The 20,476-nt window shown below is 63.0% G+C and carries 28 protein-coding genes; 17 read left to right on the top strand and 11 right to left on the bottom strand.

The features are described from left to right. Positions 1 to 274: 274 nt before the first annotated feature. Positions 275 to 790 (top strand): Spy/CpxP family protein refolding chaperone, encoded by a 516-nt coding sequence (locus JQ632_RS37110; RefSeq protein WP_212407667.1) that lies wholly within the window; start codon positions 275 to 277, stop codon positions 788 to 790. 225 nt (positions 791 to 1,015) lie between these two features. Here JQ632_RS37110 and JQ632_RS37105 read toward each other — a convergent pair whose 3' ends face one another. Further along, positions 1,016 to 1,960, bottom strand: a complete 945-nt coding sequence (locus JQ632_RS37105) for a transglutaminase family protein (RefSeq protein ID WP_212407666.1) — start codon at positions 1,958 to 1,960, stop codon at positions 1,016 to 1,018. A 450-nt stretch (positions 1,961 to 2,410) separates the two neighbouring features. Between JQ632_RS37105 and JQ632_RS37100 the strand changes: the two genes are divergently transcribed. Next, a complete protein-coding gene (locus JQ632_RS37100; protein ID WP_212407665.1) occupies positions 2,411 to 2,737 on the top strand; it encodes a hypothetical protein in 327 nt (108 codons plus the stop codon). 350 nt (positions 2,738 to 3,087) lie between these two features. On the opposite strand, the gene JQ632_RS37095 is transcribed toward JQ632_RS37100, so the two are convergent. The 3 genes from JQ632_RS37095 to JQ632_RS37085 all read right to left on the bottom strand — a co-directional run bounded on the left by JQ632_RS37095 (position 3,088) and on the right by JQ632_RS37085 (position 5,311). Further along, a complete protein-coding gene (locus JQ632_RS37095; protein WP_212407664.1) occupies positions 3,088 to 4,356 on the bottom strand; it encodes an NAD(P)/FAD-dependent oxidoreductase in 1,269 nt (422 codons plus the stop codon). 43 nt (positions 4,357 to 4,399) lie between these two features. After that, positions 4,400 to 4,804, bottom strand: a complete 405-nt coding sequence (locus JQ632_RS37090; RefSeq protein WP_212407663.1) for a hypothetical protein — start codon at positions 4,802 to 4,804, stop codon at positions 4,400 to 4,402. A 102-nt stretch (positions 4,805 to 4,906) separates the two neighbouring features. After that, a complete protein-coding gene (locus JQ632_RS37085) occupies positions 4,907 to 5,311 on the bottom strand; it encodes a VOC family protein (protein WP_212407662.1) in 405 nt (134 codons plus the stop codon). A gap of 104 nt (positions 5,312 to 5,415) precedes the next feature. Between JQ632_RS37085 and JQ632_RS37080 the strand changes: the two genes are divergently transcribed. Then, positions 5,416 to 6,042: a TetR/AcrR family transcriptional regulator gene (locus tag JQ632_RS37080; protein ID WP_212407661.1), complete on the top strand. Its 627-nt coding sequence runs from the start codon at positions 5,416 to 5,418 to the stop codon at positions 6,040 to 6,042. Positions 6,043 to 6,290: 248 nt separating this feature from the next. Continuing rightward, positions 6,291 to 6,686: an SPW repeat protein gene (locus JQ632_RS37075; RefSeq protein ID WP_212407660.1), complete on the top strand. Its 396-nt coding sequence runs from the start codon at positions 6,291 to 6,293 to the stop codon at positions 6,684 to 6,686. 142 nt (positions 6,687 to 6,828) lie between these two features. Here JQ632_RS37075 and JQ632_RS37070 read toward each other — a convergent pair whose 3' ends face one another. From JQ632_RS37070 to JQ632_RS37060, 3 genes are all read right to left on the bottom strand, one after another. Further along, positions 6,829 to 7,101, bottom strand: coding sequence for a GNAT family N-acetyltransferase (locus tag JQ632_RS37070; protein WP_212407659.1), 273 nt, complete (start codon positions 7,099 to 7,101; stop codon positions 6,829 to 6,831). Positions 7,102 to 7,112: 11 nt separating this feature from the next. Next, entirely contained in the window at positions 7,113 to 7,628 is a 516-nt protein-coding gene (locus JQ632_RS37065; RefSeq protein ID WP_212407658.1) for a DUF3828 domain-containing protein, read from the bottom strand. 106 nt (positions 7,629 to 7,734) lie between these two features. Then, positions 7,735 to 8,058: a hypothetical protein gene (locus tag JQ632_RS37060; RefSeq protein ID WP_212407669.1), complete on the bottom strand. Its 324-nt coding sequence runs from the start codon at positions 8,056 to 8,058 to the stop codon at positions 7,735 to 7,737. A 96-nt stretch (positions 8,059 to 8,154) separates the two neighbouring features. On the opposite strand from JQ632_RS37060, the gene JQ632_RS37055 reads away from it, so the two are divergent. The 6 genes from JQ632_RS37055 to JQ632_RS37030 all read left to right on the top strand — a co-directional run bounded on the left by JQ632_RS37055 (position 8,155) and on the right by JQ632_RS37030 (position 12,817). After that, complete coding sequence (locus JQ632_RS37055) at positions 8,155 to 8,658, top strand: hypothetical protein (RefSeq protein ID WP_212407657.1); 504 nt, start codon at positions 8,155 to 8,157, stop codon at positions 8,656 to 8,658. Between the two features lie 103 nt (positions 8,659 to 8,761). Then, the gene (locus tag JQ632_RS37050; protein ID WP_212407656.1) at positions 8,762 to 10,369 is read left to right on the top strand and encodes an acyl-CoA synthetase; all 1,608 of its coding nucleotides are present in this window, start codon (positions 8,762 to 8,764) and stop codon (positions 10,367 to 10,369) included. A gap of 6 nt (positions 10,370 to 10,375) precedes the next feature. Next, complete coding sequence (locus tag JQ632_RS37045; protein ID WP_212407655.1) at positions 10,376 to 11,236, top strand: PCC domain-containing protein; 861 nt, start codon at positions 10,376 to 10,378, stop codon at positions 11,234 to 11,236. An 89-nt stretch (positions 11,237 to 11,325) separates the two neighbouring features. Beyond that, complete coding sequence (locus JQ632_RS37040; RefSeq protein ID WP_212407668.1) at positions 11,326 to 12,093, top strand: AAA family ATPase; 768 nt, start codon at positions 11,326 to 11,328, stop codon at positions 12,091 to 12,093. A gap of 150 nt (positions 12,094 to 12,243) precedes the next feature. Continuing rightward, the gene (locus tag JQ632_RS37035; RefSeq protein ID WP_212407654.1) at positions 12,244 to 12,411 is read left to right on the top strand and encodes a hypothetical protein; all 168 of its coding nucleotides are present in this window, start codon (positions 12,244 to 12,246) and stop codon (positions 12,409 to 12,411) included. Between the two features lie 31 nt (positions 12,412 to 12,442). After that, positions 12,443 to 12,817: a hypothetical protein gene (locus JQ632_RS37030; protein ID WP_212407653.1), complete on the top strand. Its 375-nt coding sequence runs from the start codon at positions 12,443 to 12,445 to the stop codon at positions 12,815 to 12,817. 12 nt (positions 12,818 to 12,829) lie between these two features. On the opposite strand, the gene JQ632_RS37025 is transcribed toward JQ632_RS37030, so the two are convergent. Beyond that, complete coding sequence (locus tag JQ632_RS37025; RefSeq protein ID WP_212407652.1) at positions 12,830 to 14,179, bottom strand: WG repeat-containing protein; 1,350 nt, start codon at positions 14,177 to 14,179, stop codon at positions 12,830 to 12,832. 133 nt (positions 14,180 to 14,312) lie between these two features. Between JQ632_RS37025 and pdxY the strand changes: the two genes are divergently transcribed. The 3 genes from pdxY (at position 14,313) to JQ632_RS37010 (ending at position 17,307) form a co-directional block, all read left to right on the top strand. Continuing rightward, entirely contained in the window at positions 14,313 to 15,119 is an 807-nt protein-coding gene (gene pdxY, locus JQ632_RS37020) for a pyridoxal kinase (protein WP_212407651.1), read from the top strand. 195 nt (positions 15,120 to 15,314) lie between these two features. Then, positions 15,315 to 15,479, top strand: coding sequence for a Flp family type IVb pilin (locus JQ632_RS37015; protein ID WP_212407650.1), 165 nt, complete (start codon positions 15,315 to 15,317; stop codon positions 15,477 to 15,479). 421 nt (positions 15,480 to 15,900) lie between these two features. Continuing rightward, entirely contained in the window at positions 15,901 to 17,307 is a 1,407-nt protein-coding gene (locus JQ632_RS37010) for an adenylate/guanylate cyclase domain-containing protein (RefSeq protein WP_212407649.1), read from the top strand. Positions 17,308 to 17,328: 21 nt separating this feature from the next. Here JQ632_RS37010 and JQ632_RS37005 read toward each other — a convergent pair whose 3' ends face one another. Both JQ632_RS37005 and JQ632_RS37000 read right to left on the bottom strand, forming a co-directional pair. Next, complete coding sequence (locus JQ632_RS37005) at positions 17,329 to 17,997, bottom strand: phasin family protein (protein ID WP_212407648.1); 669 nt, start codon at positions 17,995 to 17,997, stop codon at positions 17,329 to 17,331. A gap of 120 nt (positions 17,998 to 18,117) precedes the next feature. Continuing rightward, on the bottom strand, positions 18,118 to 18,468 hold the full coding sequence (locus JQ632_RS37000; protein WP_212407647.1) for a zinc ribbon domain-containing protein YjdM: 351 nt from the start codon (positions 18,466 to 18,468) through the stop codon (positions 18,118 to 18,120). Between the two features lie 224 nt (positions 18,469 to 18,692). Here JQ632_RS37000 and JQ632_RS36995 point away from each other — a divergent pair, with 224 nt between their 5' ends. Next, complete coding sequence (locus tag JQ632_RS36995) at positions 18,693 to 18,953, top strand: hypothetical protein (RefSeq protein WP_212407646.1); 261 nt, start codon at positions 18,693 to 18,695, stop codon at positions 18,951 to 18,953. Between the two features lie 86 nt (positions 18,954 to 19,039). Here JQ632_RS36995 and JQ632_RS36990 read toward each other — a convergent pair whose 3' ends face one another. Continuing rightward, positions 19,040 to 19,213, bottom strand: coding sequence for a hypothetical protein (locus tag JQ632_RS36990; RefSeq protein WP_186294307.1), 174 nt, complete (start codon positions 19,211 to 19,213; stop codon positions 19,040 to 19,042). Positions 19,214 to 19,342: 129 nt separating this feature from the next. Between JQ632_RS36990 and JQ632_RS36985 the strand changes: the two genes are divergently transcribed. The 3 genes from JQ632_RS36985 to JQ632_RS36975 all read left to right on the top strand — a co-directional run bounded on the left by JQ632_RS36985 (position 19,343) and on the right by JQ632_RS36975 (position 20,390). Then, complete coding sequence (locus JQ632_RS36985) at positions 19,343 to 19,690, top strand: c-type cytochrome (RefSeq protein ID WP_212407645.1); 348 nt, start codon at positions 19,343 to 19,345, stop codon at positions 19,688 to 19,690. Between the two features lie 113 nt (positions 19,691 to 19,803). Then, a complete protein-coding gene (locus JQ632_RS36980; RefSeq protein ID WP_212407644.1) occupies positions 19,804 to 20,100 on the top strand; it encodes a cytosolic protein in 297 nt (98 codons plus the stop codon). A gap of 92 nt (positions 20,101 to 20,192) precedes the next feature. Beyond that, positions 20,193 to 20,390 carry a hypothetical protein gene (locus JQ632_RS36975; protein ID WP_141933275.1) on the top strand — a complete coding sequence of 66 codons (198 nt, stop codon included), beginning with the start codon at positions 20,193 to 20,195 and terminating at the stop codon, positions 20,388 to 20,390. Positions 20,391 to 20,476 lie beyond the last annotated feature (86 nt).

Below are 20,476 nucleotides of genomic sequence, written 5' to 3'. Positions count from 1 at the left end.
ACCGAACCGCCGTATACGGACCCGTACGTACGGTGGTGTGGGAGGGGCGGAGCTGAGAGGCTCCCCCCTATCCCGATTGCTCGTCTGACGAACGCCGCGTCGAGCTGTGTTGCAGTCGATGGTTGACGTCCGCTCGTCCCAATGGCGGCGTGTCTCGCTTGGTCTGCGCGCCAGAATTCTTTCTCCAAATCCCTTGATTTGAATCAACGTGACATCGTCCTGCCGACCCTTGTTTGCGCGGTGCCCTGGGGGCCACTTACCTAGGAGGTCGCCGATGATCAATATAGTAATGATCGGAACAGCTGCACTCCTTCTTACCGCACCATCGATTGCCAGCGCGCAAACTACCTCCACTGCGACGCCAGAACGGCTAAACGCAGTGGACCGGAATTCACTGATGGACATGCGGATCGATTTGACCAAGGCTGCCTTGCAGCTGACACCTGAGCAGGAAAAACTCTGGCCGCCTGTCGAGAGCGCCATTCGTGCCAGAGCGGAGGATCGGAAGGCCCGTGTTGCAAAAATCTCGGAAACAGTGGGTAGACGGGCCGACCAAAATGCCGTCGAAACCATGCGGAATCGTGACCCCATCGCCTTCCTGCAGCGACGCTCGGAGGCATTGGCTCAACGATCAGCCGATTTGGATAAACTCGCCGAGGCGTGGCAGCCACTCTACAAGACCCTCAATCCCGAACAGAGGCAGCGCATGGGGGCTCTTGCGGTCCTTGTACTTCACGACATGAGCGATGTCGTGGAGCGACGTCGTGCGCAGGCCGAGGACGAGGACTGAAGCAAAGTTGATTCATACCTGCCGCGTGATGGTCTGAACATGCGCGGCTAACAGACTTTAAGCCTGGGCGATGTCCACCTTGCCAAGGCCGACATCCCCAGGCCTCCTTTACAGTGGTGGTGGGTAGGCTGGTGCGTTCGTCCGGAACGTCTAAGAGGCTTGGGCGCGCTCGTCAGCAAGCTCCGAGAACAATGATGATGTGTCTTTGTACTGCGCGTCCAAACTTCAAGATGCGCTTTCGCGATCGTTGAGGGGCCGCGTTCGTCCGACCTGTCCCTCAGAGTGATCAGTAACGTCACCCAGTTTGCGGACCTCGACCCGCACTGATATGCCGAGGTAGTCCTCGGAGCCTCCGAACCACGAGCCCGCCAGGGGCACGGCCTGAGCGGGGTGCCGCGCGATCGCTACGGGGATAAGGTCGAATCCAGCGTTGATGTGATTGGTCGGATCGTAGTTCAACCAGCCCGCGCCGGGCAGGAACACCTGCACCCAGGCGTGGGTGGCACCCGAACCGGTCATCCCGACTTCGCCGCCATCGAGCGCCGCATCATAGATGTAACCACTGACAAAGCGGGCTGCGAAGCCAAGCCGGCGCAAGGCCTCGATCATGAGCCACGCATAGTCCCTGCACGTTCCCGATCTCGAACGCAAAGTTTGCGCGGGCGTGAGGGTCCCCTCAGCCTCCCGCGCCTGGTAGGTGAACCCGTCGCGGAAGGCGTCGAGCATCTGCTGGAGAGCGCCGATCGTTTTTCCGTCGACGACAAAGCTCCTGGCCCATTCTGCGAGGGCGAGATCGGAGTCCTCGGTGTGCGGGCGCATGAAGCTGGCGAGGTCGTTCCACTCATCCGGCGTGTATTGCACGGGCACGTTCTCGGCCCGCCGCTCCAATACGAATTGCTCAACTTCCTTGGCCCCGAAATGGTTGCCCCGCAGCTGAAACGAAAAGGTCAACTCACTGCCGGGCTCCTCAATCTCGATCTCGGCGACGCTGTTGGAAAGACTGTCGCTGATCCAGCGGATTTGAGAGCGCAGATTGGTTCTCGCGGACCAACTCAGCAAGCGCCCGCCCGCCCCGCGCCGCGGCAGGAACATCGCGCGATGCGTGCCAAACGTCACCGGCTTCGTATAGCTGTAGGTGGTGTTGTGCTTGATCTCGAAGAGAATGGCCATTTGTTCCTCCGCGCACTGAATCGCGTCATCGACACAAATCATCGCATCGCAAATGCAACGGGCGTTCCTCGGAACGGAAGTCGACTTCATCTGACGACTTGCCAATGCGTCAGCTTTGTTACCTCATCCAGGCACAATAAGCCGAGGGATCGTTGATCTGGCGCAACGTTCTCTTTGAACGAGGGGTTGCATCATCGAGCCTGGGCAGGAAACGGTGGAGTAAGATTCATGACGCAGATGAATTTACGAAACATCGCAATAGGAGCCTCGACCTTCACTTGTGCAATGTTGCTCTCGTTCGGGTGGTCTGAGCAGGGCAGCGCTTCGCTTTCGATCGAAAGTGCGCAGGCGCGAGTGGGTCGTCCCCTGACGCCAGTGAGCGTTGCGGGTGTTGCACGTCGACAAAACCGGCGGGCTGTCCAGTACGACTCGGCCGGTATTGCAGGCCCGATGGCGGTCAACTACGCCGGCCTTGCAAGCGCGGCTGGCACAGCAGCCGTTGCCGGCACGACCGCCGCCGTCGCTGCCACACAACCCTGGAACTGGGGTGGTGCCGGTTACTATGGCAGGCCTTACGGCACCGGAGCATTGGCGGCCAATGCCTATTATGGCGGTCCCATCGAAACCAAGCCCTTCTATCTGCCTAGGGCCTACTACGCGAATGGCCCCTGGTATGGCGTTAGCGGATGGGCCGACTACAAGGCGCGTTACGGCATTGTCTGCGATCCCGGCACCATGATCAAAGGCTCTGATGGCCTGATGCATGTCTGCCAGTAGACCTCAAGCGCGGCCAAGTCGACAGGAGGCGGTTCACGAACCGCCTTCTGTCCTTTGATCAGTGCACCTTCTCACCAGGGCGACAACACTGGCGGCCTCGCCGATTACGACAAGGCGCTGCAGTACGATCCGTCCGACGTGTTCTCTTGGAACAACCGCGGCCAGGCTACGCCTCGGCGACAATCAGGGCGCAATCGCGGACTTCAGGAAGGCGCTGGAGCTGCGTCCCGACCTGCCGACGGCGCGAGAGTCGTTGCAGGGGCTGGGGGCGATGTAGCGGCTTGGTCGCGTGAGCCGCGAGTTTCGAAGTCGACCCCTCACACCAAAATCCCGCCCCCTTGCCACGTCGGCTAAGACCTCCGGCGTTGATATCCGGGTAGAGCGGCCGAACCATTGCTCTCCGCCTCGCCGACCAAGGGGGCCGTCGCACGCTTTTGCCCGGGCCATGTCTGAACGCCCGGCAGGAGCCGCTCGAAGGTCATGAAGTGTAGCACCAGCCAGACGAGAATGTCGCGCAATCGGCGAGCGGCGCGTCCGCCCATCACGAACAGAATTGGGTTGTCGTTGGAGTCGAGAGGAAACAATGCGGCGAACTGGCCGATTGCAATCGCCTGGGCGAATGTGGAGAAACTGAACGGCCGAATGGTCTTGCCGACAACTCGAGCCACGGCCTGCTCGGCCGCATAGACGCCGGAGACTGCGGCCGTCAGCGCAGACGGTCGAAATGGAGCCCCGGTTGGCCCGTTGGGATGGGCGCTATCGCCAACCGCGAGGATGGAGGGATGGGAGACAGACCTCAGATCTGTGCCGACCACCACGCGATCCTGAGCATCGACTTCGAGTCCGCCTTGTCTGGCGATTGAGGGCGCGCGCATGCCGGCCGCCCAAATGCAGATGTCGTGCGGGAAGCGGCGTCCGGTCGCGGTGACCACCTCGTTCGCTGTGATCTCGCCAACGCGTTCATCATCGACAAGTGTGACGCCCAGTCTCGCCAGATCGCGCCTGAGAACTGCCTGAACCTTCTCGCTGGTGAAATCTCCGGCACGCGTGGCGCTCACGAGCGTCACGTCCATGTCGGGCCAGGTCGATTTGACTTCGCCTGCCGCCTCGATCGAAAGCGGCCCGCCTCCGACTGCGAGTACGCGGGCAGGCCGTCCGGCGAACCGGTGCAGGGCAGCTCGCAGTGCCGCGGCAGAGCGTGGACCTTCGCCGGGGTCGAGCCGAAAGGTGTGCTGCGACGCGCCAGGCGCGTTGTCGGCATCGACATGCGACCCAAGTGCATAGATAAGCTGGGTGAAGCCGACCTCGCGCGTCGATCCATTGGCCTCGATGTTGATTCTGTTCCGCGCCGGGTCGAGCGAAAGCGCGCGCGCTTGGATGAAGGCGACGGGCGTCCTTGCCAGATAGGCGGAAAGGGAAGCGATGCGCGGCTTGACAGGTGCGACCATCGTTTCCTGCAGTCGCACGCGCTCCACGAACTGCTCCTCGGCGTTGATCAAGGCGACGCGAAGCCCTAGCCGCCGCCGACCCAGCCGAAGCGCGGCCATCAGTCCCGCGTAGCCGGCGCCCAACACGACGACGTCATAGTTCTCACACGTCGAGATTGGCGATGATGACATGATGGATTTCCTTTGGAAGTACCAGCTCTTGCAGGATCGACCGTCAGGCGTAGCGGGACGCTGCCATTGCCACGGCTGCGATCGCCAGCAGAAAGGCCGTGACGCGATAGGCGATGGCGATGCGCGATCGCGCCCTTGCAGTGTCCTTCCCAGGTTTGCGTAGCTGTCTTTGCGCAGCGCCAACAACCACAGCCTGGATGGCGAGGGCGAGAATGGCGGACCATGCGCCTGCCGCCAGCCATTGCTCCGCGGTTCCAAAAGGACCGTCATGCAGCGTATACCAAAGGTAGGCGCCGGCACCGATTGCGAGCACGGCCGAGGATAATTGCGGAACGAAAAGCTGGTCGCTGCCATTTCCCGCCGTCCGCGCCAATGTGAACGTTGACCCGGCCCAAAAGGTAGCGGCAAGAATATGAAGCGATATGGCTATAACCAGTGCCAGCTGCATGACATCTTTCCCCGTGGTGGCAGAAGGGACGGGATCGCGCCGCACCGGATCGCCGACCCCTGTTCACGGCCTGGCGGGATCAGCCGGCGCTGATTGTCCGGTTCAGGTGCTTGCCGACGGGTTCATCCACACGATTTCCCACACATAGCCATCCGGGTCTTCGACGTGGCGGTTGTACATGAAGCCGAGGTCTTGCGCCGGGTTGGGATCGGCGCGGCCGCCAGCCACCACCGCGCGAGCCAGCGTTGCATCGACGGCATCGCGGTCGACGACCGTAAGGGCGTACATCGCCTGGCTGTCGCGTCGCGCGTCGCCGATCGGGCGTTTGCTGAATTCGCGATAGCGGTCGTGGGTCAGCAGCATCACGCCGATCGCCTCCGTGAACATGAGCGACGTCGAAGTCTCGCCGGAAAACTGGGGGTTCACCGTGCCACCAAGTGCCACGTAGAACGCTGTCGATGCAGCGAGATCGCGCGCAGGCAGGTTCACCAAAATCATCTTGGACATTGCTTTTTCCTTCTTTGGCAGCCGCAGGCCGCGCTATTGGCTAATCTTGAGGGCGTAGGAAATTAGATATACATAGTGTTTATTGAAATTCAAGAGGTGAAGACGTGTCAAAGCGTTCCTATGTCAGCGTGGCGCGGGCTGAAGCGGCCGCCGAAAAGAGAGAGCGCGTGATTAAGGCTGCTGCGCGGTTCCTCCGCGAGGAGGACAGCATCACAGCCTTCTCGCTGGACGCGGTCGCAAAGGCTGCGGATGTGACGCGACTTACGGTCTATAACCAATTCGGATCGCGGCGCGGATTGCTCGAAGCCGTTTTCGACGACATTGCACAACGAGGACAACTTGTCCGGCTCAATGACGCGATGGCCGAGGAGAATCCCTCGAAGGGTCTCGATATGTTGATCGAGATATTCTGTGACTTCTGGGGTGGCGATCCAGCCGTGGCCCGACTCCATGACGCGATGGCGATCGATTCGGAATTCGCCCAAGCGCTTCTCGAACGCAACGAACGCCGGAGACGGTCGATTGAGGAGCTGGTCGCACGAATTGCAGCGAAGAAGGTGCCGACTGCAGCCAGGCGCGATGCCGTGGACCTCATCTTCGCACTGACCAGTTGCGCGATGTTTCGGATGCTCTCCGGGGCAAGGCCCGTCGCTGCTGTCTGCGCAATAATTACAGACGCCGCCAGGGCGGCCACCGCCAGGATCAAGCCGGCGAATTCCGACCCAAGGTGATCGGGACCGCTCGTCGCCCCAGTGATCCGATTGGCCAGTTGCGCTTGCTCGACCGGGGGCGATGTAGTCCTGACGGGTTAACACCATCAAAGGCCACGAAAATCATTGTCGTGCCCCTTGCAACGGCGACTGCGGTTCCCACGTGTTCCACCAAGACATACGCTCGAATGCGGCCGGCAGGGTCGCCTGACATTCGGGGTGTCATGATCGCCAGCCGCACGCGTATGCCTCTATGTGAGGAGGTTACGATGTCGGACTTTGGTTTCTTGAAGACTCACCGAACATGGGAAGACTGGTGCGGGATGCTGCTCGGCGCGCTGATCGTTGCGTCGCCGTGGTTTCCGATCCAGCAGGAGCTGCCGCTTGCTGGACAGCAGATCATCGTCCTGAACACGATCGCGGTCGGCCTTCTGGTGTTTGGTCTCGCTCAGCTCGAATATGTTGCATTGCAGCGGTGGGAAGAGGTGACCACCATCCTGGTCGGCCTGTGGCTGATCGTCTCTCCCTATGTCCTCGGCTATTCCGGCGAAGGCTTTCTCCGCCTCTATCACACCAGCCTCGGCGTGGTCGTCGTGCTCCTTGGCGTGCTCCAGCTCTGGCAGGACTGGGAGCAGAGTGACCAGGACTTGCTCAAGCATGGGTGACGAAGCCAGTCTGTCGTGCAGGCGTGTCGGCGAGAGCCGACGAGCCTGCACGTCTTCTAGAGCGCTTTTTCGTTGCGATGGAATCGAAACGAGGCTCTAGATTTCTTGACGCGAACCGGAATCCACTTCGCTCAAAGACGCTCTAGACGACCAGATCCTGATAGTCCGGGTGCTTGCCGATCCACGCCTTCACGAACGGACATTGCGGGATCAGCTTCAATCCCGCGGCGCGCACCTGGTCGAGGGCGCCTTGCACCAGCCTTGAGCCGACGCCCTTGCCGCCGAGTTCAGTCGGTACCTCCGTGTGCTCGAAGGTGATGACGTTGCCGTCGAGCTTGTAATGTTCGGTCGCGAGATGGCCGTCGACCTCGAGTTCGAAGCGATGATGGGCCTTGTTGTTGACCACTGCGCTCATCGTGCCTCCTGTCAGTTCTTCAGCGAGTCCGTCAGCATTTTGCGGATCGACCAGGGCTCGCCGTCGGAGGAACCCTTGATGTCGTCGATCCGCCAGCTATTGGCCTCGCGCACGAACTCATAACGCACGACCTGGTCGGCGAGTTTACGGTCGTTGCGGTGGCCGGTGATGGTGACCGCGAGCGCCGCTTTATCGGCCTCGAGCTTCTCCGGGTCCACCTTGAACGATTTGACGTCCGGCTCCTGCGAATTGGTCACGGGATCGAAATCGACCGGACCGACGTCGCCCTTCGGGGTGTGCGCATCGGCCTTGGCCCACAGCGCGACCAGCGATTTCGAAAGGTATTTTGTCTTGGCCGCCTTGTTCTCGATGATGAAGGCGCCGCCGCCGTCGCCCTTGCCCTTGGCTGCACGGGTGTAGATCGTGGTGATGATCGCCACGGGATCGCTTGGCGGAACGGTCTGGGCAATGGCCGGGCTGATACAGGCGAGCAGGGCGGTGGCGACGAAATGGCGACGGGTGAGCATGAACTATCCTGAGATCGGTGATGACGCGCTTATGGGCCGGAACGGCCCGCCGTACAGCGCCTCTCTCGGTATAGCTATCCGGCCGATTGGTTCAATCAGAGGCGGTTCAATCGGAGGCCTTGGCCAGCCGCGCGTCGTCACTCGGCTGCGGCTGCTGACGGAGGCAACCCTTGCAGATGACCAGCGAGCGGTTGAGCTGCGCGTCCTGCTCGGCTTCCATGCCGTCCCGATCCTGCGACGACTTTGCAACCGTCCGCGCGGCGCGCGACGATTCTGCAGCGGGCCGCGGGCGGTTGGGATCTTCGCCGGCGCCGTCCCAGGCGAGGCGCGCGGGCCCGGTCACGGAATCGGCCGCCAAACGTGCTTGCGGGGTCGCGGCGCATCCAGCGAGCGCCAGCGAGAGCAGGAGGACGGCGGGCGCTCTGGACATCATGCACAACTCGATACGCGGAGAATGCGGCGAAGGTGCGCCGAACATGTTAAGATTTCCCTGAACGATTGCGCCCGCTGCGCCGACCAACGCAGCATGAGATTTCACGCGATTATCGTGCTTGCGGCGCTAACGGGCGGCCTCGCTCTGGCCGAGGAGCCCAAAGCGTTCAATCCTTCCGGCTATCCGACCGAGGTGCAGAAGGCGCTGCGTTACGCCAATGAGGAATGCACAGCGCAAGGCGGCGGCACTGTGAGCTTTGCGCCCGATACGGTGCGCCGGATCGACCTCACCGGCGACGGGCGCGACGACTACGTCGTCGATTTTCACGGCACCACATGCGAGGGCCGGGAAGCCGTCTATTGCGGGACCGGCGGCTGCGTGATGAACATCCTGGTGACGCTGCCCAACGGTAGCGTGCGCCGCGTCTTCGACGGCTATGTCCGCAGCTACGAGATCAAGCCGAGACCGATGAAGGCCGGTGCGGTGCGCACCATCCGCTTCGAGCTGCATGGCGGTCATTGCGGCGGGCACGGCTCGCCCTCCTGCTACAAGGAGAAGGGCATTACCGCGACGCCGTTCGAGTTCAAGATGCCGTAATGGGGCCTTGCGCCGGGCGGCCTTGCGGGGCCTCGGCGGATGGCGATAAATGGTCAGCGAAGAGCGGCCCGCCTGCGGTGCCCGCCACCCAAGAGGAAGCCCCATGCAGCCATTGCGGATGTCGCGCCGCGTCATGAACCTCGCCCATATGCTGACCCAAAATGCCCGGCGGCATGGTCAGCGGATCGGATTTGTGTGGGGCGACAAATCCTTGACCTGGCGCGAGATCGACGCGCAGGTGTCCGCGCTGGCGGCGGCGTTGGCGGCGCGGGGGATTGCCAAGGGCGACCGCATCCTCGTCCATTCCAAGAATGGCGACGAGATGTTCGTCTCGATGTTCGCCACCTTCCGCCTCGGCGCGGTCTGGGTGCCCACCAATTTCCGCCTGATGCCCGACGAGGTCGCCTATCTCGCGCAGGCTTCCGGCGCCAAGGGCTTTTTGTGCCACGTCGACTTTCCGGAGCACGCCGCAGCTGTGAGCGGCAGCGCGCTGGAATTCACCTGGAGCGTGGACGGCAAGGCCTCGTTCGCAGAGACCAGCGTGGCGGAGGCGATCAAGGCCAATGCGGGCGCAGCGGTTGCCAACGTCGCCGTCGAGCATGACGATCCCTGCTGGTTCTTTTTCACCTCAGGCACCACCGGCCGCTCCAAAGCCGCGGTGTTGACCCACGGCCAGATGGGGTTTGTCGTTACCAACCATCTTGCCGATCTCACGCCGGGCACGACGGAAGACGATGCATCGCTCGTGGTCGCGCCGCTGTCGCATGGCGCCGGCGTGCATCAGTTGATGCAGACCGCGCGCGGCGCGCGCACCGTGCTGCTGCCGACCGAAAAGTTCGACATCACCGAGGCGTTTCGTTTGATCGCGGCGCATCGCGTCAGCAACCTCTTCACCGTGCCGACGATCTTGAAGATGATGGTCGAGCATCCCGCGGTCGACAAGTTCGATCACTCCTCGCTGCGCCAGGTGATCTATGCGGGCGCGCCGATGTATCGCGAGGACCAGAAGACCGCGCTGAAGAAGCTCGGCAAGGTCATCGTGCAGTATTTTGGGCTCGGCGAGGTCACCGGCAACATCACGGTGCTGCCGGCGGCGCTGCACGACGTCGAGGATACCCCGCAGACCAAGCTCGGCACCTGCGGCTACGAGCGCACGGGAATGCAGGTCTCGATCCAGGACGACCAGGGCCGCGAGCTCGGTGCGAACCAGAGCGGCGAGATCTGCGTGATTGGACCGGCGGTGTTCGCCGGCTATTACGACAACCCCGATGCCAATGCGAAGGCGTTCCGCAACGGTTGGTTCCGGACCGGCGATCTCGGCCACATGGACGAGGAGGGTTTTGTCTACATCACCGGCCGCGCCTCCGACATGTACATCTCCGGCGGCTCCAACATCTATCCGCGCGAGATCGAGGAGAAGATATTGACCCATCCGGCGGTCGGCGAGGTCGCCGTGCTCGGCGTGCCCGATCCGACGTGGGGCGAAGTCGGTGTCGCCGTCTGCGTCGCGCGCGAAGGCGCGAAGGCCGTGAGCGAGGCGGAGATGGCCGCGTTCCTGGCGCCAAAAGTGCCGCGCTACAAGATGCCAAAGCGCTTCTTCTTCTGGGAGGCATTGCCGAAGTCCGGCTATGGCAAGATCCCCAAGCGCATGGTGCGTGACGAACTCGAGGCGCGCGGGCTGCTCGATCTCAACACCAAGCAGGCGGGTTGAACGCGCGTGCGCAGCATCAAGCAGCCGGGCGCGCCCGTTCCCGAACGCATTCAATGGGTCGAGGCGCGAGGCCGTGCCTTTTCCTTCAGACTCCAGGCTGGCGTGCCGCTGCTCGAAGCCGCGCGTCGCGGTTTTGCGCAACACGGATTTGCCGGCGGCGTGCTCAAGTTTCACAGTGGCGCGCTCGGGCCGTTTGCCTATGTGATGCCGGCGCTGTCCAAGACCGGTGCGAACGCGGCGTTCTACAGCGACACGTACCGTCTCGCGGGTGTGACACGCCTGAGGCTTGGCAGCATGACGCTCGGCAGCCGCGACGGCGCGCCGTTCTTCCATTGTCACGGGCTGTGGACCGAGCAGGGCGGTCGCGCCGGCGGCGGCCACATCCTGCCCGAGGAGGCCGTGGTTGCGGAGCCTTTTGAGGTCGACGCGTTCGGCCTCGACGGTGCGCTGTTCACGGCCGAGCCCGATCCCGAGACGAACTTCAAGCTGTTCGGCCCGGTTGCCTGCGCGGCCACGGGGGCGCGCACCACCAGCCGCGCCTTTGCGCTGCGGCTGCGGCCGAACCAGGATTTTGCAGGCTGCCTGGAAGAGTTTTGCCGTGCGCACGGCATCGCACGGGCAAAAATCCACGGCGGCGTCGGCTCGACCATCGGCGCCCGCTTCACCCATGGCGGCGTGACCGAGCCCTTTGCCACCGAGCTTGCGGTGACATCCGGTGTCATCGCGCCCGGTCGCTCCGGTGCACTGGAGGCCGAACTTGACGTCGCATTGATCGACTATACCGGAGGCATCGCCGAAGGCCGCCTGATCCGCGGCGACAATCCCGTGCTGATGACCATGGAGCTGGTGCTGGAGGCGCTGGAGTAGCGGCCCGCGGTTGGTTGAGATGCCGCTTCCATAGTTCAAGTGTTCCTGTTATGTTCCCGTTAGCGGCGGCAATTGGCAGGGGGCACGGAATGAGCCGGAGGGGCAATCGCACGATCAACCTGCCTGCGCCGTATCTGAAGCGCGTTTGGCTTGAGCCGTCGCGTGTCGGCGACCGTGACGCGTATCCATTCTGCCTTCCGATCTTTGCCGAAGAGTTCGAGCTCAGCTTCGATACATCGATCACCATCATCATCGGAGAGAACGGCACCGGAAAATCCACCATCCTGGAAGGCATTGCGGCGCTTGCCGGCTACGACGACGCTGGCGGCGGGAAAGGCTACATGCCGGTCGACCATTCCCAGGCAACGGAAAAAATGGGCGGTGTGCTGTCGAAAGCGCTGCGCGCGAGCTGGCTGCCTAAGATTACGAACGGCTGGTTCTTTCGCGCCGAGAGCTTTTTCACCGTGGCGCGATATCTCGATCAAGCTGCGCGCGATGTCGGCGAGCTTGGGCCGGACTTCCTCTCGCATTCCCATGGCGAAGGTTTCCTTCGTTTCTTCGAAGAGCGTTGTCAGCGACAAGGCATTTTTATTTTCGACGAGCCGGAGTCGGCGTTGTCGCCATCGCGCCAGCTCGAATTCCTGAAGCTGCTGCGCCGCATGGAGAAGTCGCGGATCTGTCAGGTCATCATGGCAACTCACGCGCCGATGTTGATGGCTTATCCGAATGCGCGCTTGATGCGGCTGACCAAATACGGTCTCGAACCGGTGACGGTGGAAGAAACCGACCATTACCGGGTGATGCGCGAGTTCTGCGCGGATCCGCGAGGTTTCGTCGAAGCGACGTTGTCGGAGTGAGCCTCTAGCTCGCCCAGTTCCGCATGCCACGCGCGTCCTGTTGAGGGCGCCAAATTGCCACGTTCCCGGCGAATTGCCGCCAAAGCGCGCTGCCACGACAGCGATGGGTGGCAGGGCAACGCTTTCAGGGGATGCGTGGTGGCCTATAAAATGATCGCAGAACGCGATAACGCGAAGTACAGTTTTGCACGTGAAAGCCGGCTGCTCATCGTGGCCAAGGCGAAGGTGTGGGCGAGCGAGGGCTGGCAGGTCGTGATCACCGATCCCGACGGCAAGGCCTATCAGGCAGCGGAATTCGACCAGCTCGCGGCGGCCTGACCGCCAAGGAATTTGGGGCAGGGGACACAATTTGACGTCGTTGCAAAAACCGGGGCGCGGCTGGATCGCGCCCCTGATCGCCGTTAGCGCCGCGGTTCTGCTGACGGGCGCGGTCGCGCGCGCGCAAAATCTCGACGCGGAGAAGCCGCCCGCGAAGTTGTTCGCGGATGCCTGCGCGAGCTGTCACCGTAACCCGCGGGGCCTTGCCAAGGGCCGCTTCACGCTGACGCTCGCCTGGTTCCTCAGGGACCACTACACCAGCGGCCCGGACTCGGCGAAGGCGCTCGCCTCTTATCTCGTAAGCGTCGACAGCCCGGCGGCCAAGCCGCGAGCCGCCGCGAAGTCCGGCAAGCCGGCCGGTCCGTCGCGCTCGCCGCGCCCGCCGGCGCCGGTGACGGGACGATAGCTCGGGCGTCTGCTACGGCTCGACCGTGCATTCGTACCGGGGCGCTGGCGCGCCGAGAGGATCCTCGGCGGTGCAGGCCAGTCCCGGAACCGGATTTGCGCGCCTGTCGATCGCGCACCACTGGCCGTCGCGCTTGGCCCAGGCGATGCCACGCAAGCTAGGCGAGAAAAACATCGGCGCGTCATAGGTCGGTGCGAGCATGATCTGGCCCGCCGTATCGACCAAACCCCATTTGCCGTCCTTCAGGAATGTCACGAGGCCGTCGTTGAGGTTGGTGCCGATCCGTTCGGCGCCGACGTCGATCCAGGTCTCGCCGTCCGGCGACAGCACGGTCCGCGTTCGCTCGGTTTGCTGCATCAGTGCGGAGCCGATCTGGCACATCGTGCCCGGACGCGGCGCAATGATCCAGGACTGATCGGCAAGCCGCAACAGACCGGTCGCACCGGAGACGGTGACGAAGGCCGTGTCGGAGTCGCGCAGGCGCGCGGCATCGAATTTGGGTTCGATCAGCCAGGTGCCGTCGCGCCGGAGGATGCCGCGTTTGCCGTTGAGGCCGGCGACCAGGAGCGAGCCGCCGCTCGAGAGGACGTCGTATTTCGGTTCGATCAGCCACTGACCGTCGGACCCGATCCGTCCCCATTTGCCGTCGATCTTGACGTTCTTGATTCCGAGGCCCGCCGTGACGATGGCCTCGAACCACGGCGTGACTAGCCTTTGGTCGGCATCGACGAGGGCGAACTTGTCGCCGAGCTTGAGCGTCAAGGGCTGCGGGCCACCGCAGGGCGCATCGAGCAGGCGGCCGCCGGGCGGCTGGAGCGGGCTTCCGTCCGGCTTGAACGTGTACCACTCCTTGTCCTTGGAGGCGCTTAGGCGGTCGTCGAGGCAATAGCCCACGGGCTGATCGAATGCGACGTCGAGCAGGGGATGAAGATCGATGTCGAGCAGGCCCCAATGACCGTCACGGCTGATATGCCAGCCATAAGCGCGGGTGCGGTCCTTGGTGAATTCGACCGCCGGATAAATTTGCTGATAGTCCGTCGTCACGGCCCAAGCGCCGGTCCGGTCGATGAGACCGACCGTGCCGTCGCGCTCCGCCGCGGTGCGCCCGATGCCGGGCGTGAACGCCCACACCCTGTCGAAGTACGGCGTGATGACGACCTTGCCCGAGCGGTCGATGAAGCCGGCCTTGCCGTTCAACTTCACCTGGGCGAGACCGTCACTCAACGCGTCGATACGCTCGAAGCTGGGTTCGATCAGCCAACTTCCATCGCGGCGCGCAATGCCCCGGCGTCCATCCTTGCGCGTCACGCGCAGCGACGCCGGCGCCGGTCCATGTCCACAAGGCTCGCCCGACCAGAACATCGAAAACAACCCCATGCAAAGTAGAATGCGATTTTCGGCGCTGCGCACGGTGGATCGGATGAAGCCGTTGACAGGTCGGACAAATCGGCGGCGATGACGCAATCGGGCCTGCGCTCATGCTAGAGTGAGGCTCATGCTCGTCATCTCCATTCAAAGCCAGGTCGTCCACGGCCATGTCGGCAACTCAGCCGCCGTCTATCCCATGCAGGCGGAGGGCGTGAGCGTCGCGGCGGTGCCGACGACGCTGCTGTCGAACCATCCGCGCTATCCGACCTTGCGCGGGCGCGTGCTCGACGCCGAGCTGGTGGCCGATCTGCTTGTTGGCGTCGAGGAGCGGGGGCTGATCGAACGGGCCTCCGTGCTCGTCACCGGCTATCTCGGCTCGGAGGCCAATGCGCAAGCAATCGCCGATTTCGTCGCGCGGGCGCGGCGGCGCAATCCAAAGCTCGTCTATCTCTGCGATCCCGTGATCGGGGATGACGGCAAGGTCTACGTCGCCGAGGGCATTTTGGATGTCGTGCGCAACCGCCTCGTGCCGGCGGCGTCGCTCGTCACGCCGAACCAGTTCGAGCTGGAGCTTCTCGCGGGCATAGGCGTGACCGATGTCGCCAGCCTGCTGGCCGCGAGCGCGGCGCTGTCGGCGCAAGGCCCAGGCGGCGTCATCGCCACCGGCTGCACGCTCGCCGACACCGGGGCGGGGCAGATCGAGACGATCTTTTGCGCGAAAGGGCAGGCCACGCGCTTCGCCACGGAGCGATTGCCGATCCGGCCTTGTGGTACCGGCGATCTGCTCAGCGGTCTGATCGCCGCGCATCTTGCGAAGGGCGCCGCGGTGGAGGCCGCCGTGCGCGCGGCGGTGGATGGCGTGTTCGCCGTGCTCATTCGCACGCAGGCGCGGGGCAGCGAGGAGATGTGCCTCGTTCCGTGGCCGCACGATTGAGATCGGCCTGCAGCCCGGATGGAGCGAAAGCGTAATCCGGGATTCGCGCATTTGGATGATCTGGTCCCGGATTGCGCTCTATCCGGGCTACGCATCCTCCGTCAAATTGGCGCGCCGAAATTAACGCAATCGTAGATTGTGGAATCTATCCCGTTGCGTGCAGGCGGTGACCTGCACAACTGGGAAGGACAGCAATTGAAGCGTATTTTCAAGAAATTCGTTGCCGATGAAACCGGCGCCACCGCCATCGAATACGGCTTGATCGCGGCCGGCATTGCACTTGCGATCATCGAGGTGATTTACGCGCTCGGCACCAATCTCGTGGAGAAGCTGACCGCGCTTGCGACTGCGTTGAAGTAGGGGTCTCGCCACATCGTCGGTCCCGTCCCGTCATCCTGAGGCCCGCGCCATGCGACGCAACGCGTCGCGTGGGGAGCCTCGAAGGATGAACGGCCGGATGCAGCGGGGCCGTCGCCCTTCGAGGGCCGCTGAAGAAGCGGCCACCTCCGGGTGACGGTCAGACATTTGCGTGCGCAGAATCCACATCGTCATTGCGAGCGCAGCGAAGCAATCCAGAATCTTTCCGCGCCGGCAGACTGGATTGCTTCGCTGCGCTTGATATGACGGGGGTGATGGATCCCAATTTTTGGCAGCATCAAACAGGCCCCCACGCACATCATCGTGACGCAGCAATTGGCCGCTACCGCTTGTGCCGGGCGGCGCCTGACATACCTAACCCAAAGGCGGTTCCCGCCGGCGCTCTTTCAGATTGCATCCTCCGATGAGCGACATCGAAACGCTGTTTGGCCTGCTGCGGCAGTCCGCCGACGCTGACGTCGTCGACCTGCTCGAGCGCAGGGTGCGGGAGGCGCCGGACCGTGCCTTGAACCGGATGAATGCGCTGGATCTTGCCAGGGAAGGCGGCCTCGACGAGGAGCGGTTGATCGCGGGATTGCTGCATGCGGTGCAGCTCGGCATGCTGGAGATGACCTGGGCGGTGATGTGCCCGAGCTGCGCCGGCGTGCTCGCCGCCAACAAGAGCCTGAAGACGCTCACCAGCCCGCACTATCACTGCGCGTTCTGCGCCGCGGGCTATGAGACGACGCTCGACAATCTGGTCGAGGTAACCTTTACGGTCAGCCCGCGCCTGCGCAAGATCGCGGCCCACAATCCCGACAGCCTGTCGGTCGCCGAATATTATCGTCAGGTGTTTTGGAGCTCGGCGATCGATCTGCCCGATGATCTCGACAAGGTCATGCGCGAGCTGACGCTGGAGACCGTGGACCTGCCGCCGGGCGAGCGGGCGATTCTCTCGCTGAACGTACCGGCGGGAACGATCATCGTCTTCGAGCCCGTGACGCATACGGCGCAGTTCCTCGAGGTCAAGGGCGAGGAGGCGTCCGAGCGGCAAAACCTCTCCCTCATCTTCAACAAGGCCGAGACGCATGTCAATGCCGTCACCTTGCGCCCCGGGCCGCTGCGGCTGACGCTCGACAACCGTATCGACGGCCGCGTGCTGCCGGCGGTGTGGGTGGCGAACCAGGCGCTCGACGCGCTGCTCTCCAGGCGTAAGCCCGCGCTGACGGCGAAGCGCCTGCTCACCAACCAGACGTTTCGCGACCTCTACCGCACCGACACGCTCGCCATCGGCCAGCGCCTGAAGATCTTGAGCCTGACGTTCCTGTTCTCTGATCTCAAGGACTCGACGCAGCTTTATGAGAACGTCGGTGACCTCGTCGCCTTCGATCTCGTCAACGAGCACTTTCGCCTGCTGCAGGAGATCATCGCGTCCGAACGCGGCGCCGTGGTGAAGACGATCGGCGATGCCGTGATGGCGACTTTCGAGACCCCAGACCGCGCCATCGCGGCCGCCATCCGCATGCGCGAGGCGATGAGCGATCTAGGCGCCGAGCGCCAGCGTCAGGGGCTGCTGCTCAAGATGGGCATCCACGAGGGCTCCTGCCTCGCGGTCACTCTCAACGGCCAGCAGGACTATTTTGGGCAGACCGTGAACATCGCCTCCCGCGTCCAGGGCCTTGCCGCCTCGCGCTCGATCGTGGTGACGGAGCAGGTGGTGGAGAATGCCGAAGCAAGAAACCTGCTCGCGGCCGGCGGGCTGACGCCTGCGCGCCGCAGCGTGGCGCTGAGCGGCATCGCGGACAAGGTGTCGGTGTACGAGATCCCGTGACGCGGGGTGCGCTGTTACGCTCTAGTGTCGTGTCGCGCGTAGCTCGAATGTGGTCTGGGTGACCTTGGCAACAAAGCCCTCGAAATGCATGACGCGCTGTCTGGCCAATTCGGCCTGCAGGTCGCTGATCTTCTGCGACTCCGCAACGAAGGCTTCGCAGGTCTCCTTCGCGAACTGCATCTGAAGCTCGAAGGCTTCAGCGGGCGACCGCGCAGCAGCCAACCTGCCGAAGAACGTCCAGACATGTTCGAGCGACTTCCTTGTGTAGTCGGCATAGGCATTCGCGATGGTTTGAGGGCTGACCGGAACGAGGTCGGCTGAGACGGCCAGCGCGCCCGCCGGCGTCTCCATCGCGGAAGCTTCACCCGCGATGTTTTCAGCCGGCGCGATCGGTGCGCTGATCTCTCTGCTGGCTTCTTGGCTGGCTTCTTGGCTTATCTCCCCGCTGGTCTCCTGACCGAGCTTGTGAATCTCCTGGGCAATCTCCTGCACGATCTCTTCGACACTCTCCCGGCCGGTCTCCGCCGGGGCGGCCTGGGGTTGGTCGATTGCGGTCTCTTGCGCGGTCTCTTGTTTGGTCTCTTGCCCGGTCGCTTGTTGCTGGCCGGATTTTGCCCGCTGCCCGGACTTCTTCTTGCCCTTCCGCTGCCCCGGTTTTCCCGTCGGCTTGGTTGCGTCCGTACTCAACATTGCGATTGTTCCCCTTTTGGGCTGTGAGGCGAGCCTCAGCCGTGTTTGCGCTGGAATCGCGGTTGCGCCTTGTCGCCGCCGTGACGGTGATGTGTTGAGATTTGGAAGAGGGATCCCACCTCACGCCTTCTTCACGAACTCCGATTTCAAATTCATCGCGCCGATGCCGTCGATCTTGCAGGCGATGTTGTGGCCGTCGGTGGCCTCCTGGAGGCGGATGTTCCGCACCTTGGTGCCGCCTTTGACGACGGAGGAGGAACCCTTGATCTTGAGGTCCTTGATCACGATGACGCTGTCGCCGTCGGCGAGCAAATTGCCGTTTGCGTCGCGCACGGCAGTGTCGTCAGCCGTGTCCGTGGCTGCTTCGCCTGTCGCGCTCCATTCATGCGCGCACTCCGGGCAGACCCAGAGGTCGCGGTCCTGATAGGCATGTTCGGAGCCGCATTTCGGGCATTTCGTCACGTCGCTCATCAAAAAACCTCGTCGTCATTCGGCACAGAGCCGGGCGGCTCCCGCAGCGATCTGCCCGCAGAGGCGGGTGGGTCAGGAGTCGCGCCCCAAATCATTGCGGCCGGACAAATCGCTGGGCCTGTCCTGACAGCAAATCTGCATTGTTGCAATGCAGCAAATGATACTACCGCAACGCAGCAACGGCGCCTAGCTCTGGCTCTCCACTGCTACTGAGGAGAATCGGTGTGAAGACTATCTCGTTAACCATCGCCGCCGCCGCAATTGCCATGGCCGGCGCGACATCAGGCTTTGCCGCGGAACTGCCGACCTTCGAGGCGAACGCGCTGCCGATCTCGCAAGCCCAGGTCGCCGTGCTCGGCGCCGCGCATGTCGAACAGCAGACGCAGGTCGCGGCCGTGTCGGCCACCCCTCATCAGCTCAGCGTGCTGACACCGCGCGCGAAGGCGACCGCGTCGGCAGGCCACACTGTCGGCCAGGTGCGCTGAACGCTCGACGCCATCGCTGAAATCGCAGGAAGCCCGCGACCTCGTCGCGGGCTTTTTGCTGTGGTGCTGCGAAAAGCGCGACGTTGTCACCCGAACAGCGCGACGTAGATCACATAGAGCCAGCCGAAGATGCCGTGGATGATCGCCCACAGGATGGAGTGGTTGTTGGTGTAGGAGATCGCAATCGCAAGCGCCGAGCCAAAGCCCACGCCGTATTTCGCGCCCTCGACCCGAACTCCGTAGTAGCGATTTCCGTTCATGGCGATCCCCGAGGCGGTGCACGTCACGCTTGCTACAAGCCTTGCTTCCACCACTTGATGCAAGTCAATCCTTCCCGATTGCGTCGACCTAACGTGTCAGCCTCACGAAGCAGCGGCGAGGCGAGGGCGATGTCGCGACGCATTCGAAGGTCTGTCGGCCTCACCATCCTGGTCCTGTCGCTCGTCGGCATCGTCCACACGGTCACTGCGGCACCGCGGTCCGCAGCCCGCGCGGCCGAGGATGGGCATCGTCTCGCGCAGGCGTGGTGCCAGACCTGTCACGCCATCGAGCCGCACATGACCGGCCTGTTCGACGCCGCCCCAAGCTTCCAGGCCATCGCCGACCGCAAGGGCACCACCGCGCTGTCGCTCAAAGTGTTTTGGCGGACCAGCCACCAGAACATGCCCAACCTCGTGATCGCGCCGGATCAGGCGGACGCGCTGGCGGCGTATATTTTGAGCTTGAAGGGCGATTGAGGCCGGTGGGATTGCGCTTGTAGCCCAGATGAAGCGAAATCCGGCTCAGTACGGAACTGGAGCGCCTGAAGGAGTGTTTGGCGAAGATCTGGTGGGGGGCGGAGGAGGATCCGATGAAATCGCTTTTGCTGCTCACCGCGAGCGGTCCGCTGCTCATTCTCACGTCGCACGAGTCCCTGCAGAACCAGAGGCTCCTTGAGGTGCTTAGGCAGAAAGGTCTCGGCAAGTTCGTCGCATTCGAGGTTCCCTTGTCGCTCGCCAGAGAGCGCTATGGCGGGCACTTTCAAGCGGTCGAAAGCAATCTGCATGAGACCGATGACTTGAGGGTCCTCGACTTCAATGGCCAGCGGGTCTTTCAGCTGTTTCGTTTCGATGAGCTGGGTTCACCGATCCTGATAGAACATTCGTGATCGGCATCCCTTTCGACCTCGCTCAAGGAGGTTGCACGTTTCGGAGAGGCGCCGGTTGCGAAGGGTCGGCGCCTCGAATCGAGGAGCCTGCCATGACGTCGTATACGGTCGGGTTGAAGCTCGGGTCGCGCGCCAAGGCGCTCACGATCGATGCCGAGGACGCGTTGGTCGCGGCGCTCAAGATCAAGCTTGAGAACCCCGAGGCGCTCGTCACCTACGTTCGCAAGTCGAATCGACGTGGTGATCGTCGACACCCGCACGAAGCGCTGCGGAGCAAGAAAACCGGCTAGCTCTCGCTCCATCCGGGCTTCTGTAACGGGCCTTGGTTAGTCAATCCCTTTTTGCGTCATCCTCTCGCCGGGTACTTGCTTCTGTA

The organism is Bradyrhizobium liaoningense, assembly GCF_018130955.1.
In the GTDB taxonomy this organism is placed as follows: Bacteria; Pseudomonadota; Alphaproteobacteria; order Rhizobiales; family Xanthobacteraceae; genus Bradyrhizobium; species Bradyrhizobium liaoningense_C.
Note: the sequence above shows the minus strand (reverse complement) of the source record. Positions and strands in the feature narration are given on the sequence as shown.